We start from the raw sequence: 14,477 nt of genomic DNA, 5'->3' as shown, positions 1-14,477 counted from the left end.
TGATAGTTTCCCGCCTTCGCAGGAAACTATCATATCTTATTCTGATGGCCGAGTTGCGCGCGACTCGCCTCGAGTAATTGGGTATAGATGCCGGCGGCTTCGCTATCAAAACAAACGAAATAAACGCGCTCCAGCGGATTGTAACGAGTGAGAAAGGCAGTTACCGTCCGCACGGCTATCTCCGCGGCAACCTGTTTAGGGTAACCATATACGCCGGTGCTGATAGCAGGAAATGCGATGGATCGGTAATTATTTGCCGAGGCCAGCAGCAGGCTATTTTTGTAAACGTCAGCCAGTAATTCCGCCTCCTGCCTGTCACCGCCGTGCCAGACCGGCCCTACGGCGTGAATCACCGCGCTGGCGGGCAGATTTCCTGCCGCCGTAATCACCGCATGGCCCGGCGGACACTCTCCCTGCTGTTGCCGCACAACTTTACAGGCAGCCAGCAGTTCCGGCCCTGCTGCGCGGTGAATCGCCCCGTCCACCCCGCCGCCGCCAAGCAGCGACGGGTTAGCCGCGTTGACGATAACATCGACCTCAAGCCTGGTAATATCGCCGAGAACCACTTCAGGTTGAACAGCCATTTCTCCTCCTGTCGGCATACGTCTTGAAAGGAATACAGGAGGATAATATGGCACGATAGCCCCCGGGGCGAAAGCCCGGGGGCAGAGGGTTACCGATAATCAACATCCAGAATGGCGAGGGTCCGTTGCGGATTAATATAACGTAATTGCGCAGAACGGATATTTTCGTTGCGTATTTTCCCTTTCTCAAGCTGCTGAGCGGAAATTTTAATTGTCTCCGCCCGCGGGCAATCCATAATAACCTGATTATTGATTGCATCGAGCTGGCAGGGTGCTTCCACCACCCATCCGTAGAAATGGACGATGCCAGCCACGGTCTGTTCGGCGATCGCAGGGCTAATAAACGAGGGTAATATAAACAGTGCTGCAAGCGAAGCATATCTAATTGTTTTCATTATAAAACTCCTCTGCATATCGGTATAGCTACTGAAGAGCGCCAACCATCCATGAGTACGACGAGTTATATTTTTTTACTTCACTTTAATTATATTAACAATTTAAAAACAAAAAATATCATTTGTTTAAATGTGCTAACAAAATCGATTCACTAACTACCGGTACAGTTAAAGTTGCGGATATATAAGGAAAAACAAAATGGCGGGAAGATTTATGATGAGGTAATACCTGGCAGCAAAAACAGCCAAAGAGCCCGACGGGCTCTTTGGTGATGAAAAGTGGGATAGGTTAAAAAGATTCGCGACTGTGATTAGCCAGAGATTTATTTTTCTCCGCCCGGGTCGCCAGCCACAGGCCGCTATTTTTCATGGCATAGCCAAATACCAGGCCCAGCGCGAGTGAAGGCACAACTAAACGCCAGTCGCCGCCGGCGGCAAACGTCGCACACGCGCCGATAAAAGTACCCGGCACAAAAGAGAGAATCAGCTGGCGCGCCTGGATACACATCAAAAACGCCACGACGCCGGTCATGATATAGCTAACCACTTCCAGCTGCGGCGCCAGCGCGCTACCGTGAATAATCACCAGCGCCCACACCACGCCGCTCATGACCGTACAGGTCGAAATAAGCAGCCCTTTTAACCCACCTTGCGGACAGGCAAAGTAAGCCGTACAGCCGAGGAAACCTGCCCAGCTCAGCAGACCCAATGCGACCGCCACCCATCCCCAGATACCGGAGAGAATGCCCGTCGTTAATGCGATTGCGAAGAGTATGTTCATGGCGCGTATCATAGCAGAAACGCGCCCGTCAAATGCGACACGGAACACACTAAATGAAATTAAGAATGCTTTGTTGCAACTAAAATGTGACTTTAATCACAACTTATTGCTCATTTTCTTCCTGCAGCTCATCCCACATAGCGGAGAGGGCTTCACGAGTCAGCGGAGCCATAGCGCGCCAGAACGGCGTGGTTGCATGGGCTTCAACTTTACCCAGGAACTCGCCGCACCACGGCAGAATATACTCAGCGAAAAGGGTTTCCAGAACGTCGCTTTCATCTTCCGGCGCGTGATCTTCCAGCCACGAAGCGGCCAGCAGCAAGGAGCCTAAATGATCCGCCGCGCCCTCACCCGTGGGGACACCATGCGCGCTGAAGAAAGTACGAACGTCAGCTTCCGTAGCGCCTTCTACCCATGCGCTACGGTATGGCGCCACGCGGCACTCTTCACCGACAAACAGCGCGTTGTATTCGGCGGACAGAGACGGCATATCGCAGCTTTTTTGCAGACGCTCCAGCAGTTCATCCTGCTCCAGCGGCCAGCTTGCTGCCAGCTTTCCTTCGCGAATAAGGGTAAACAACGGCACCAGCAGCGGGTCCTGCGGCTGACGATAATAGAGAGAGCCCAGCACGCGGCAGAGGATTGAAAACTCGTTCATTCATTTATTCCAGTTATTCAAATTAAAGTTCAGCAAACTCAGGAATCGCAGGCATCCCACGCGATTCAAGAAAATTAAGCAGACGCCGCGGCGTCACGTTAAGAATTCGCTCTTCCGGAAAATCAACAGCATCAAGGATTTTGCGACATTCGCTAAATTCACCAAGCGTGAATGCCGTATGGGAATCCGAGCCCAGCGCAACCCAGCCGCCGGCATCGCGTACGGCCGCGGCAACGGCGCGGCAGTTATCTTCGCTGCCAATGCGCGACGAAATAAAGGATGAGTTATTGATTTCCAGCGCCACGTGGTGCTTCGCCGCTGCCGCGGCAATGGCAGGGATATCAACGGGAAACTTAGGATTACCCGGATGGCTAATGATATGCACCGCGCCGCTCGCTATTGTGGCGATCATCGCTTCGGTATGCGTTGCTTTATCCTTTGGAGGGAACACCGGCTCGTGAAAACCGGCAATAATCAGGTCCAGCGAGTTGAGCATCGGGCCGGTACAGTCAATTTCGCCGTGGGTATTTTTGATATTGGCTTCGATACCGCGCAGGATACCAACGCCCTCCACCAGCCGCGGCCAGATACGCATATTAATAAAATGCCAGTAGTGAGGCGCATCGGCCATATCGGGCCCGTGGTCGGTAATGGCAAAGAGTTTGATCCCCTTGCGCTTTGCTTCTGCAATATAATCGTGCAGGGTACTGTAGGCGTGGGTGCTGGCGACGGTATGCATGTGCAGGTCAACAGGATACATCACAATCTCCTTCTCTGTTTGTGGCAAGAATAGCAGGAATCTGCGCCTGTGATCAGCAAAAACCCCGCTCACGCGGGGCTGTCGCTTAGTATCCCAGCTGGCGATCGACCTGCCCGCTGACCGTTTCACCTCGTTCTAACTGACCGATGGTTTTGGCGATATAAGCCATGGCTTCCAGAGGCCGGGTGACGGCGGCAACATGCGGCGTCATCGCCACTCGCGGATGCCGCCAAAGCGGGCTCGCTTCAGGCAGCGGTTCGCGGCTGTACACATCCAGCATCGCGCCTTTCAACTTGCCGCTATTCAGCGCGTCCAGCAGATCGTCTTCCACCACATGAACACCGCGAGCCAGATTCAGCACGTAGCTGTTATCCGGCAGCTGCGCCAGGCGCGCACTATTAATGATTCCAACGGTTTCCGCCGTGTTGGGGAGCAGGTTTATCAGCACTCGTGTTCCGTTGAGGAACGCATTCAGCTCCTCTTCTCCGGCAAAGCTGGTGACCTGCGGCCAGGATTTGCGGCTGCGGCTCCAGATGCGTAACGGAAAGCCCCAGCTTTGCAGGGCTTCGGCCACTTTCGCGCCAAGCACGCCCGCGCCCATAATGCCGATGGTGAAATCTTCACGCTGATACTCCTCCAGCGGCTGCCACCGCGCCTCTTGTTTTAATGCCTGATAGTCATCAAAACGACGGAACCAGTGCAACACCTGGCTCACCGCGTATTCTTGCATCTGCAGCCCCATGCCGGTGTCTTCCAGACGGAACAGCGGAGTCGACAGCGGCAGCATTTCCGGGTGTTCCCGCAGTTTGCTGAGGATTGAATCGACGCCGGCGCCAAGGGCAAAGACGGCTTTAAGCTGGCGGCCCTGGAGCATTTCTACCGGCGGATGCCAGACCAGCGCATAGTCAGCGGGTTGATTATCACCGCGTTTCCACTCGCGGACGCGCGAGCCGGGCAGCTGTTTTTCCAGTTCCGTAATCCAGAAAGGGGTGTCGAACGTGGGGTGGTAAAAGATGATATCCATAAAGGCTCCTGATAGCCGACGCTGCTGGCAGGTTAGGTTAGCGTCGCGTTTTACTCGTTGTTTTCTATTGGATTGCCAGCATAGCAAATTTCATTCGCCGAGCGTGCGAAAAAGGGAATGGCGATAAAAAAATCTATTTTCGCCCATTTAGGGAGCAAGTTGCTTGAAGTTTGGCTAAACGCGCGATTTTTTAAAAAAGTTGATTGACGGGAGATACGTATTTCCCTAAATTAGCGCCCGTTCCCGGCAACAACGGGAAAGACAATATGGTGAGGTGTCCGAGTGGCTGAAGGAGCACGCCTGGAAAGTGTGTATACGGCAACGTATCGGGGGTTCGAATCCCCCCCTCACCGCCATATTTTAAGAAGAGCTCGTACGCAAGTACGGGCTTTTTTTTCGCATATAGCACCCGCCGGGGGGGTGAGAAGCCCCGACCGGGGTTCGACAACTGGCGACAGCCAGTTGGACAGATGACGAGCCTGCGAGGAATCTGCCCCGACAAAATTGCCGGGAGCAATTTTGAACAGCGCTTGCGCTGGCCCCGCAGGGGCGAGGCCCAGGGACGGGCCGAGTAACGGCGAGCGCAGCGAGTCAATCCCCCCTCACCGCCATATTTTAAGAAGAGCTCGTATGAAAGTACGGGCTTTTTTTTGCCTGTTGCACCCCACCGGGGGGATGAGTTGCTAAGTTTGATAATGATGTGACAAATTGCGCGGCGTTTAATGTGTTTAGAGCAACGATAAAAATACGGAGAGATCTTTGTTGTCGGTACGGATATTATTTTTATGCGTATAGTAAAACAGATTCTTCATAAACTGCGGACTGTAATTGATTCCGTATGCCTGCATCTGGCTCTGAATCGAACACTCATCCAGAAATCCGCCGCTGCTCTTATGTAGCAGGGAAAATAGCCGAGTCTTGTCAGCAATGGATAGCCGACTAAAGATAGTAAAAAGCTGGAATTTAGGCAGATATTTAAGCAGATAGCTCAGAAAGGCTACGCACACTGAGATAATTATCTTCACTGTGGAATCGGAAAGTGTCTTAACTGTCACCTTTATAATTTGTTATTCGTCATTTCTCTGCATCGCAGGTCCAACAGCGCTAACCGAATCGCGTAAAAATTAGGCTCTGTGTTTCTACGCATCGAGGCAGCGCGACTGGCATGGTCCTGATACTGACCACGCCACCTTCAGCATCCGTTACCGGGACAAAGCTACCTGTCAATTCTGATCGTCACTGAATAGCAAAGGAACCGGACTCTGTGTCAGTCAGCGTGCAAGGTTACATTCAGGCCAGATTCTCAATGGCCCGGAAAAATACATCTTCGGTCAACAGAACGTTGCCCAGCGCCCCTTGATTTTCATTGCGGATCAACCAGCCACTATTCGGTGCCATGCACAAATAAAATGTCTGCCTTCCAGGAGCAGTGTCAGGCGCGTCAACGTTCATGGTGACACAACCTCTGTCCCCCGCCCGGCAAAGCTGCTCCGGAATAATACTGACGCTGCGGTTCCCGTTCTGTAATCTGATAGTAGTAATTTCATAGCGACATACGCCACTGTTAAGGCTAAGTCCTACGGTACTCAGGTCATGGAGATATTTTTTCGCTATGATGACCTCGATCCCCGAATCCTCAAACCACATATTAATCTGCTGTGCCAGCTCATCCATTCGCTGGCAGAATGCCTGTACTTCTGCCTCAGCCGATTTATTACTGCCCAGTGCGCGATTGTTCTTCTGCTGCACCTTCTTAAAAAAACGTTCTCTGACTGACACAATATTTCCCTTACTCACTGATAACCTGATTAACCATGGTTCACAAATTGCGGTATCACTCGGGTGTTTTCTGCTTAAGCAACGCATAGCGGGCCGTGAGTTGTTCCAGATGCATTTCGGTCAGACGTTGCAGATCCGGCGATGTTTGATCAGGTTGCGCCATCAGGCGTAGCTGCTCCTCCACCGGGACCGCGCTGCTGAACGCCTGCGTCATGGAAAAGACCACCGACTTGAGTTCACTCACTGTCATATACTTACCGCGCTTTTCGTCCAGCGCATTCAGCTGGTTCGCAAGGTGTTGTAGCTGTGCCATCCCCTGATGCCAGCCATTGAGATTATCAGCAGGTAGCGCGGCGGCGGAGACTCGCTGCTGCCACTGCGTCGCCAGCGGTCCGGCCTGTTCCGGCCATAGCGTGAGCGCCTGCTGAACAACCTGATTGCCATAATCAATATTCCAGTCCGGTGGAAGGCGGGCAAGTCTGGCGAGTTGCTGCTGTGTCTCGCTGATCCCCGCGTCAGGTGACATGGCTCTGCCTCGCAGAGACTGTAGCTGCATGTGAGTCACCGTCACCGGCAAGGGCATCAGTGAAGCCATCAACTGAACTTCCGCCGGATCGGGCTGATTCAGTGCCAGCCAGTCCCATACAGTGCTCCCGCCGACCAGCAACATGGTGAACATCCCCACTATAAACGGTTTCCAGCGTCTGGCTGGCGGGAGTGCCCTTACCACTTCCACGTTCTGCTGCGGCTCTGGTTGTGCCACATAGATCCACCGCACGTTCCCGGCAGGTTTACCCGACGGCTCCACAGACGGCATCCGTACCGGTTCCGCCTCCCCTACTTGCGACATCTTCCCAGTCAGGGTATCGCTGTCGCTGTTAAACGGCGCGACGCTGTCGGCGCTCTCCAGTCGCACGGCAGCGTTATGTATCAGCGTCTGCAACGGCTCAAACTGGCTGACCTGTTTTAATTCCAGCCGTTGCAGCACCTCACCCAGCGTCTTCAGATATTGTTCTGCCCGGTATAATGCACCGAGATCGGCACAGGCAAAGAGTTGTGTACGCATGGCCTGTTGCAGGCGTTTACTGAGGGTGCTGAGGATTTCCATCCGCACGGCGACCGGTTGCGGCCACAACGTGTTCCACTGGCAGGCTATCAGTGCTTCCAGCAACGCCAGCCCTTCGTTCAGCCCGTACACTCCGGCGATCTGCGTGCGGGCAAACGTATACCAGGCGGCGGTCTGTAGCTCCACGCCGTTGTGCTCAAACAACGACAGGCAGAGTTTTTCCACGTGCGGCCAGTTGACGTCCGGGCGCGCCGGGTGGATCAGCTTGTTCATTTCATCACGTAACGCGGTGTAGTCCGCTAACGTGCGCGGATCGCCACCTGTTTTAAGGTAACGTTCAGAGAATGTTGTCATGATAGTGGATTCGGTCAGAGGGAGAGAAGCTAGATTGCCGCGCGGGCGTCCAGGTAATGCTGCTGTTTCATGTGCCGGATTAAGATTTTACCCTCCGGCATAAACTCGGTGCCGTAGCGCACCAGCCCGACGCCTTTCAGCTCCGCGTCAATGGCGTAGCGCAATTCGCCCGGCTGCGTTTGTTCCAGTAATACCACCGTCAGACGTTGCAGGCGCGGCTCGTATTTCAGCAGCACCGTGGAGAGCTTCCCCATCAGTTCATGGGCGGTACCCGGCATTCCCTGAAGTATCTTCGTCATATCCGGCAGACCGTAGTCCGGCAGATGGGCTAGCGTTCCCGCCCGGCAGTTGAGGATACGCTGCATATTGTCCAGCACCGACAGAATCACCTGGTTTTCCTCGCTGACCTGATGCAGGTCGAGGCTATCCGGGTTATCGCCGGTCAGTACCGGCAGGATCTCTTCGCTGACGAAACGGGCATGGGCGCTGAACAGGATCTGCGTGCGCAGACGGGCCGGGGGGGCGTCCTGCAGGAGCCAGACACCGGCGCTTTGCGGAGCCTCGCCGTCCTGCCAGACCTGAATGGCCTCACCCGGCAGCGCAGACTGCCACACCGGTGCGGTCACCGCCCGTCCGGCAAGGGTGCCGGACAGCAGCAGAGGCACCTGACGCCGGGCATCACGCCGTACCCGCGTCAGTTGCCAGCGCAGTTCGTGCAACCGGGCAGTGAGTAAGGCCCCGTCGTCATGCTGCTGCGGACAGACGCAAACCATCACCGCCAGCTGTGACACCAGCTCCGGACGCCGCCAGAGCAGATGGCGTACCGTCTGTTGCAGTTGTACCGTGGAAACCTTCAGCCAGCACCCCTGCGCCGTGCGGTGAACCGTACTTTCTCCCGGCCAGTCTCCGGTATCGCCGCAGACCAGCACCACCGGCAGGCGGTACGGCGTGTCCGGCAGGTCGTTCAGCCCGTACTCTCCCTCCGCTGATTCGCCCGGACGGCGACCGGCAACAACCAGACCGGCAGTCACAGCGGCGGCGACCAGCAGAATGGCAAAACCGCGCTCACCACCGGTCAGTGGCAAAAACAGCAGGCACAGTAATGCCGCGAGCAACCCGCCCCACAGCCAGAGCAGCCGGTGATGCGCCGCACTCATTTTCCGGCTCCTGGCAGCAGCGTGGTCACCAGAACGTCAAGCCAGTGGTTCAGCCCCAGCCACAGCACTGCCATCACGATGGCGGACAGGCCGATGCATACCGGCCAGTGCCGCAGCCATTCACGCAACCCGCTGCCCGCCGGAACGTCTGCCAGCAGCGGATGGCTTTGTTCCACGTCAAATGCCGGGACACGCCCGGCCAGTTCCTGAAACAGCCGTTCGCGCACCGGGTCATTCAGGGAGGCGACACTGCCCTTAAAGCCCAGCATCAGCACCCGGTGAAAGCAGGTCAGTACCAGCGGATCCGGCGCAGGCTCACGCAGCACCTGGCGCATCCGCTCATACAGCATGTCCCCGGCGGTCATGGTGCCGAAGTATTTCACCTCCAGCGGACGGTCATACCAGACGATACAGGCGTCGTCCTCGCCGTCGCGCCCTTTGGCGGTTTCATCCAGCAGGGCGCAGACCGCATACAGAATATGCTGACGGCTGGCTTCGCTGACGTCCGCCTTTTCCAGGCGCGTCATCACCAGGTCCGTGGTGTCCACGCAGTGCTGCCAGAGCGCCTCCCCTTCACCGTCGGCAAGCCTTGCCCCCTGTCGCAGCGCTGTTACCGTCAGCCACAGATCCGCCAGCAGGGCGTCAGTATTGATATCCGTTTTCATGAGCGCAGCACCGCATACAGTTCAAGCTCCGGTTCGCCCAGCCCGCCCGGCACGTAGAACACGCAGTGTCCTTCCGCCAGCATCGCCTGCGCAGCCGGGTGGGTCATATCGAGGGTGAAATACTGGTTTTCCAGGCGCAGCGGGATGGCCGCCGGAACGTGGGTCATGGCCTTCAGCGGCACGCCGCGCTCTGAGCCGTTAACAATACGGTCAACCTCATCCGGACAACCGGTCCGGCACTGCGCCGGGAACTGCTCCAGCAGTTGTGCCGAAGGCAACGCGGAGCGTACCGACAGATAAAAATCGGCCTCCTCACGCAGTCTCGGGTCATGCAGACGGGCGTGCCAGCGCTTACGCCGGTCGTCGCGCTCAAGATCTATCGCCACCACCCTTGACGGCAGGCTGGCTTCCAGCAGCACTTCCACCAGGGCAAACAATGGCGGGAAGACTTCCGTCAGGCGCTCATGGCGGTAAGCCGGTATATCGGCGGTGGTATGTTCCAGCGAGAAGGTCAGCAGGCTCCCCGCCAGCCCCGCCAGCGCCTGGTACAGACGTTCCGGATGGACCTGCGGGTGGCGCTGAAAATGCCCCAGCACCGGCTCTGCGCTGTTCAGCGCATTCAGCAACCAGAACAGCGACACGTCGGCCACCGCAAAATCCGCCATCCGCTCGTTGCTCTCCCGGCGCATCGCCATCAGCCGTTGCAGACGGAGACGCAACTGGCTCAGTAACTGTTCCAGTTGTTCCGCCAGCCAGGGACTGGCCTGCACGTTCAGCAGCGGCGGGATAAAGCCAGCGTCCTGCGACCAGTTGCCCTGGCTGTCACGCGACAGGCGGGCGACCGACACCGTCTGGTAATTACCGTTATCCTCATCCGCCGATCGCAGGGTCAGCTCCGGCTGCATCACCGCCATCTGGCGGCTGTCATCACCATAACGGTTACGCACTTCCCGCCAGCCGAGACGCCAGCGCACCGGACGTTCCGCTTTTTCCTCCGGTTGCAGGCAGTTGCCGCCATTTTCATGTTCATGGGGCAGTGCCAGCACCACCGTCAGTTCACTAACCGGTGGCAGCGTCATCACCGACGGCAACGCATCGGTATTACCGGTATCAATGAACGTGCCGTCGACAAAACGCACGCACAGATGGCTGGCCTTCAGTTTCCCCTGTTTCAGCAGCGCAGTATCAAATTCCGCATTCTGTATTCCCCAGGGATTCATTGCCCCCATCCGCGCAATACTCTCGGCAGACCAGGCGGCAAGCGCCGCCTGTTGCTGAAAATGCTGTGGCGAGACCATCTGGCCCCGCCCCCACAGTGGTCGTACTGTCTTCATCGCGCCTCCGCCTTACGCTTTCGCCTTCGGCATCTGCGACACCAGTGACAGATTCACGTCCATCCCTTCCACCTGGAAGTGCGGCACTGCGTATAGTTTCACGCGGAAGAAGCCCGGGTTGTCCTCGATATCCTCAACCACCACTTTCGCATCGCGCAGCGGATGGGATGCCTGCAGCTCGTCGCCCGGATCGGTCATCTCGGTCACCAGACTGCGCACCCAGGTGTTGAGTTCCAGTTCCAGCAGACGACGGTCCTTGGTGGTACCGATGTTTTCGCGCTGAATAAGCTTCAGGTAGTGGGCAATACGCGACAGCAGGAAGATATACGGCAGACGCGCGTTAATACGGCTGTTGGCGGTCGCGTTCGCCGTGTCATAGAGCGCCGGTTTCTGGGTGGAGTTCGCCGAGAAGAAGCAGGCGTAGTCGCGGTTTTTGTAGTACGACAGCGGAATAAAGCCAAGATTAGCGAATTCAAACTCGCGGGTTTCCGGGATCATCACCTCAGAGGGGATTTTCACCTGATTGCCGGTGCCCAAATCGTAAAGATGGATCGGCAGATCCTTCACGGCACCACCGGCCTGCGGGCCACGGATTTGCACGCACCAGCCGTTATTAATAAAGCTCTTCACCATATTGGCGGCAAAGGCAAACGACGCGCTGGTCCACAGGTATTTCTCGTGATCCGGGCCTTTCACCTGTTCAATATAATTAAAGCTGCGTACCGGTACGGTATCCGGGCCATACGGCAGACGGCCCAGCACCCGCGGCATCACCAGGCCGATATAGCGGGAGTCATCGGTGTCGCGGAAGGACTTCCACTTGATGTACTCGGCACGGTCAAAGTAGTTGCCGATATCTTTGATGGCAGCCACTTCTTCCATTGAGGACTTCATAAAGAACGCCGGACCGGCAGAGCCGATAAACGGCATATGCGCTGCGGCGGACACTTTCGAAATGTTACGCAGTAACGCCACATCCTGCGGACTGGCATCAAACTCATATGCCGAAATCACCGCCGCAACCGGCTCACCGCCCGGAGTATCGTACTCAGAAATATACGTATGCCAGTATAATCCACTTTGAATCAGCTCTGGCGAATCTTCAAAATCCTGACGCAGGTCGTCTTTTGACACATCCAGAATTTCCGTTTTCACGTTCTGGCGATAGTCGGTGTTGTCCACCAGGTGCTTCAGACCTCGCCACTGGCGCTCTAACGCCTGGAAATCCGGATGATGAAGCACCTCATCAAGCTGGCGGCTTATCTGATAATCCAGTTCGGCAATATGGTGATCGATTAAGGTTTTGTCGAGCTTCTCAACCTGCTGGCCCGATTTGCGGATGCAGTCCATAAAAACCTGCACCCCGGCGGTGATACGCTCGTTCGCATCTGCTTCCGCCATCGCTGCTTCATCCTGCCAGGTATTGATATCACTCAGGTGAGAGGCCGGTTTCAGGTTGATTTTTTCAAATAAAGAAGCGTAAACGCCTCCTGCTTCCGGACGTTCCAGCACAACGGTTTCGCCTGCAGACGAGGCATTTTCATTCTGTACAGACATCAGCATCTTCCTTATTTTATCCGTCAGTCTTTTGGCGCAAGCGCGGCGATTTCGTCACGCAGTTCATTACTCAACGCCGGGTCACGTAGAATCGTCTGCAGCTCTTTGCGGAACGTGGAATTATCCAGGAGGTTAGATTTGAGATCGCGCAACAGGCTGCGCATGGCGAGAAGTGCCTTCATTTGTGGGATCTGTCTGGCTACCTGCTCCGGTTCAAAATCTTTTATATCTTTAAAAGTAAGCCGGATATTTTCTTCGCTGCTATCCCCGGCCAGGGTGTTCCGGACAGCGATATTGACCGACGGATTAAATTTCCCTAACACACTGTTGAAGTTATTCTTGTTAATATCTACCTTTTCCCGCTCAGACAACGGACGCTGTTCCAGGCCATTACTGAAATCCCCCGTAACCAGTAATTTCAGCGGCAGTTCCACTTTCTTCTGCCCATTACCTGTATGCAGGTCCAGTTTGATGTTAACGCGTGCTTTCGGTATCTCATTCTGAAACGAATTTGCCATATCCACCCTCTTCCTGTCAGATGTTCAGTTGTCATCACTGACACGCCTTTACAAATCGCATTGTGGAACAAATGACTATTAAAAATCGGTGATTCAGATCAATGATCTGAAAAAATATACTATACAGAATTTTAGTCCAAAAAAGGACAGTGACAGGCGCAACTAACAGAACAAGGCCAGGGATGCAGACAACATGCGATTTCAGCTAAAAGGCTGTCTGTGCACAGAACGGAAGCTGAACTTACGGAAGAGAATATTCCTCACAAGAAATATTTCAATGTCGAAAAAAGTAATAAAAGTGATCATACCTGAACAAATGTGACGCAAAGCCGCGCTATATCTGAATAGACACAGCACAGTCCAAAATAAGACAAACTAAATTTTAAGAATAAGCCCCGAAAATATTCACAATACAAATTAATTATTTGAATACAGCTCCCCTCTGCAACAAAACTCTTTCCCGGAAAATGAACCATTCCGAAAACACGATGAAAATGCATTTTTCATTCACACAATGAATTAAAATCACACCAGACGTTACCATGTCTTTCATTGCTGATTTTCAGCAATGAAAACATTCACCCAGAAAATACAAAATTAAATATGCAGCACCTCACTTTAATTCCCATACTGGAAATTCATTTATTTCTTTTTTCAACGCTGACTGACGAGTAATAAAGCTCTCCCATCCGACTGAACCGGAGAGACTGATGGCACCGTACCATTTACTGCGCATAAAACAGGTTGAGGCCAGAACCGGACTCCATCGCTCACAAATCTACGCATGGATGAAAGAAGACCATTTTCCGCAGTCAATTAAAAAAGGCATAGGCTATGACCTGGCTGGCGACAGCGGCCTCTACTTCGAGCACACGCTCGGTTATGACCTCGGGCGAGCGGAAAAAAACTCAGACTGGCGCGATGGGGCGAATACGCTGAAGGGGATGGGTAATATTAAAGCCACCATGAATACCGCCTTCGCCGTCGGCTGGTCGGTCACGCCGTGGCTCACCGTTGAAGGCAAGGCTACACTTCCGCTCACCGACGCCCAGGGCGTGCATTATCAGACGTCCGCAACCCTCCTGCTGCTCCAGAACTCGCAGGATATCGTTGCCCTACAGTCCGCCGCGCTGTTTGGCGACAGCCGGTACGCCAATACCTTTTACGGGGTCGATCAACGGCAGAGCGCCCGTTCCGGCTATCGTCTCTATCGCGCAGCCGGCGGATTTTACGGCATCGATAACGCGCTGACCTGGAGCCATCAATATGACGACCATTGGGGTTCCACGCTCAGCGCCGGCTATACCTGGCTCGGAGAACACGCCGCTGACAGCCCGCTCGTCTCACGGCGCAATGAAGGTACCGTGACGGCGGCAATCACCTGGACATTTTGAGCTACAGGTCAGCGACAATGATTCCCTTTATAGCAGTAAACTACCGTTATTTTCGTTTATAGCGGCCTGGATAAAGTGATGAAAAAAGCCAGAAACCCCCGCCACGCTAATGATAAACTTCTGCAGCGTTACCTTTAAATGTTAAGGAAGGAAAATGAGCACCATTGCCGTTGTTGTTCTGACTTACGTTAAACCGCTTGAGGAAGTAGACGCCCAGCTTGCTGCGCACGTGGAGTGGCTGAAGCAAGGGTACGCTGACGGAATATTTCTCGCTTCGGGGCGTAAAATCCCCAGGTCCGGCGGCGTGATTCTGGCTAAAGGCGATGATCTGGATGCGCTGCAAAACCTGCTGAGCCAGGATCCATTTCAGCAATCGGGCGTAGCAAAAGTCGAGATCGTTCCTTTTGAAGCAACGATGGCCAGCCCCTCACTGCAGGCTCTTCTGTAGTGC

General features: G+C 54.7%; 15 protein-coding genes and 1 tRNA gene. 3 read left to right on the top strand and 13 right to left on the bottom strand.

Annotation, left to right across the window (positions count from 1 at the left end):
- Window positions 1-29: 29 nt before the first annotated feature.
- From ymdB to ghrA, 6 genes are all read right to left on the bottom strand, one after another.
- Window positions 30-584 carry an O-acetyl-ADP-ribose deacetylase gene (ymdB, locus tag HMPREF1144_RS16595; RefSeq protein WP_009653502.1) on the bottom strand — a complete coding sequence of 185 codons (555 nt, stop codon included), beginning with the start codon at window positions 582-584 and terminating at the stop codon, window positions 30-32.
- Window positions 585-673: 89 nt separating this feature from the next.
- On the bottom strand, window positions 674-979 hold the full coding sequence (locus tag HMPREF1144_RS16590; RefSeq protein WP_004849844.1) for a hypothetical protein: 306 nt from the start codon (window positions 977-979) through the stop codon (window positions 674-676).
- Between the two features lie 289 nt (window positions 980-1,268).
- The gene (locus HMPREF1144_RS16585; RefSeq protein WP_032721786.1) at window positions 1,269-1,760 is read right to left on the bottom strand and encodes a DUF1097 domain-containing protein; all 492 of its coding nucleotides are present in this window, start codon (window positions 1,758-1,760) and stop codon (window positions 1,269-1,271) included.
- A gap of 103 nt (window positions 1,761-1,863) precedes the next feature.
- Window positions 1,864-2,418, bottom strand: a complete 555-nt coding sequence (locus HMPREF1144_RS16580) for a molecular chaperone (RefSeq protein ID WP_004849839.1) — start codon at window positions 2,416-2,418, stop codon at window positions 1,864-1,866.
- A 22-nt stretch (window positions 2,419-2,440) separates the two neighbouring features.
- On the bottom strand, window positions 2,441-3,178 hold the full coding sequence (locus HMPREF1144_RS16575) for a phosphatase (protein ID WP_009653417.1): 738 nt from the start codon (window positions 3,176-3,178) through the stop codon (window positions 2,441-2,443).
- Between the two features lie 85 nt (window positions 3,179-3,263).
- Window positions 3,264-4,202: a glyoxylate/hydroxypyruvate reductase GhrA gene (gene ghrA, locus HMPREF1144_RS16570; protein WP_004849836.1), complete on the bottom strand. Its 939-nt coding sequence runs from the start codon at window positions 4,200-4,202 to the stop codon at window positions 3,264-3,266.
- 268 nt (window positions 4,203-4,470) lie between these two features.
- Here ghrA and HMPREF1144_RS16565 point away from each other — a divergent pair.
- A tRNA-Ser gene (locus tag HMPREF1144_RS16565) sits at window positions 4,471-4,558 on the top strand.
- A gap of 934 nt (window positions 4,559-5,492) precedes the next feature.
- On the opposite strand, the gene HMPREF1144_RS16555 is transcribed toward HMPREF1144_RS16565, so the two are convergent.
- From HMPREF1144_RS16555 to tssB, 7 genes are all read right to left on the bottom strand, one after another.
- Window positions 5,493-5,981, bottom strand: a complete 489-nt coding sequence (locus tag HMPREF1144_RS16555; protein WP_042927931.1) for a hypothetical protein — start codon at window positions 5,979-5,981, stop codon at window positions 5,493-5,495.
- Between the two features lie 55 nt (window positions 5,982-6,036).
- A complete protein-coding gene (locus tag HMPREF1144_RS16550) occupies window positions 6,037-7,401 on the bottom strand; it encodes a VasL domain-containing protein (protein ID WP_009653413.1) in 1,365 nt (454 codons plus the stop codon).
- A 29-nt stretch (window positions 7,402-7,430) separates the two neighbouring features.
- Window positions 7,431-7,859: a type VI secretion system baseplate subunit TssE gene (gene tssE, locus HMPREF1144_RS16545; protein WP_052544850.1), complete on the bottom strand. Its 429-nt coding sequence runs from the start codon at window positions 7,857-7,859 to the stop codon at window positions 7,431-7,433.
- Between the two features lie 695 nt (window positions 7,860-8,554).
- The gene (tssL, locus tag HMPREF1144_RS16535) at window positions 8,555-9,223 is read right to left on the bottom strand and encodes a type VI secretion system protein TssL, short form (protein WP_009653499.1); all 669 of its coding nucleotides are present in this window, start codon (window positions 9,221-9,223) and stop codon (window positions 8,555-8,557) included.
- On the bottom strand, window positions 9,220-10,557 hold the full coding sequence (gene tssK, locus HMPREF1144_RS16530; protein ID WP_042927929.1) for a type VI secretion system baseplate subunit TssK: 1,338 nt from the start codon (window positions 10,555-10,557) through the stop codon (window positions 9,220-9,222). Before tssK ends, tssL begins: the two co-directional genes overlap by 4 nt.
- A gap of 12 nt (window positions 10,558-10,569) precedes the next feature.
- Entirely contained in the window at window positions 10,570-12,114 is a 1,545-nt protein-coding gene (tssC, locus tag HMPREF1144_RS16525) for a type VI secretion system contractile sheath large subunit (RefSeq protein WP_009653396.1), read from the bottom strand.
- A gap of 23 nt (window positions 12,115-12,137) precedes the next feature.
- Window positions 12,138-12,632 (bottom strand): type VI secretion system contractile sheath small subunit, encoded by a 495-nt coding sequence (gene tssB, locus HMPREF1144_RS16520; RefSeq protein WP_042927926.1) that lies wholly within the window; start codon window positions 12,630-12,632, stop codon window positions 12,138-12,140.
- Between the two features lie 710 nt (window positions 12,633-13,342).
- Here tssB and HMPREF1144_RS16515 point away from each other — a divergent pair.
- Entirely contained in the window at window positions 13,343-14,026 is a 684-nt protein-coding gene (locus HMPREF1144_RS16515) for a MipA/OmpV family protein (protein WP_009653494.1), read from the top strand.
- 154 nt (window positions 14,027-14,180) lie between these two features.
- Window positions 14,181-14,474 carry a YciI family protein gene (locus tag HMPREF1144_RS16510; RefSeq protein ID WP_009653462.1) on the top strand — a complete coding sequence of 98 codons (294 nt, stop codon included), beginning with the start codon at window positions 14,181-14,183 and terminating at the stop codon, window positions 14,472-14,474.
- The last annotated feature ends 3 nt before the right edge of the window (window positions 14,475-14,477 follow it).

The organism is Klebsiella sp. OBRC7, from assembly GCF_000293135.1.
GTDB lineage: Bacteria > Pseudomonadota > Gammaproteobacteria > Enterobacterales > Enterobacteriaceae > Klebsiella > Klebsiella michiganensis.
Note: the sequence above shows the minus strand (reverse complement) of the source record. Positions and strands in the feature narration are given on the sequence as shown.

Bases quoted from the DNA above. Each gene is read 5' to 3' on its own strand.
- HMPREF1144_RS16580 (WP_004849839.1), bottom strand. From the start codon at position 2,418: ATGAACGAGTTTTCAATCCTCTGCCGCGTGCTGGGCTCTCTCTATTAT.
- HMPREF1144_RS16550 (WP_009653413.1), bottom strand. From the start codon at position 7,401: ATGACAACATTCTCTGAACGTTACCTTAAAACAGGTGGCGATCCGCGC.
- HMPREF1144_RS16510 (WP_009653462.1), top strand. From the start codon at position 14,181: ATGAGCACCATTGCCGTTGTTGTTCTGACTTACGTTAAACCGCTTGAG.
- HMPREF1144_RS16590 (WP_004849844.1), bottom strand. From the start codon at position 979: ATGAAAACAATTAGATATGCTTCGCTTGCAGCACTGTTTATATTACCC.
- HMPREF1144_RS16515 (WP_009653494.1), top strand. From the start codon at position 13,343: ATGGCACCGTACCATTTACTGCGCATAAAACAGGTTGAGGCCAGAACC.
- HMPREF1144_RS16575 (WP_009653417.1), bottom strand. From the start codon at position 3,178: ATGTATCCTGTTGACCTGCACATGCATACCGTCGCCAGCACCCACGCC.
- ymdB (WP_009653502.1), bottom strand. From the start codon at position 584: ATGGCTGTTCAACCTGAAGTGGTTCTCGGCGATATTACCAGGCTTGAG.
- tssC (WP_009653396.1), bottom strand. From the start codon at position 12,114: ATGTCTGTACAGAATGAAAATGCCTCGTCTGCAGGCGAAACCGTTGTG.
- tssB (WP_042927926.1), bottom strand. From the start codon at position 12,632: ATGGCAAATTCGTTTCAGAATGAGATACCGAAAGCACGCGTTAACATC.
- ghrA (WP_004849836.1), bottom strand. From the start codon at position 4,202: ATGGATATCATCTTTTACCACCCCACGTTCGACACCCCTTTCTGGATT.
- tssK (WP_042927929.1), bottom strand. From the start codon at position 10,557: ATGAAGACAGTACGACCACTGTGGGGGCGGGGCCAGATGGTCTCGCCA.
- tssL (WP_009653499.1), bottom strand. From the start codon at position 9,223: ATGAAAACGGATATCAATACTGACGCCCTGCTGGCGGATCTGTGGCTG.
- HMPREF1144_RS16585 (WP_032721786.1), bottom strand. From the start codon at position 1,760: ATGAACATACTCTTCGCAATCGCATTAACGACGGGCATTCTCTCCGGT.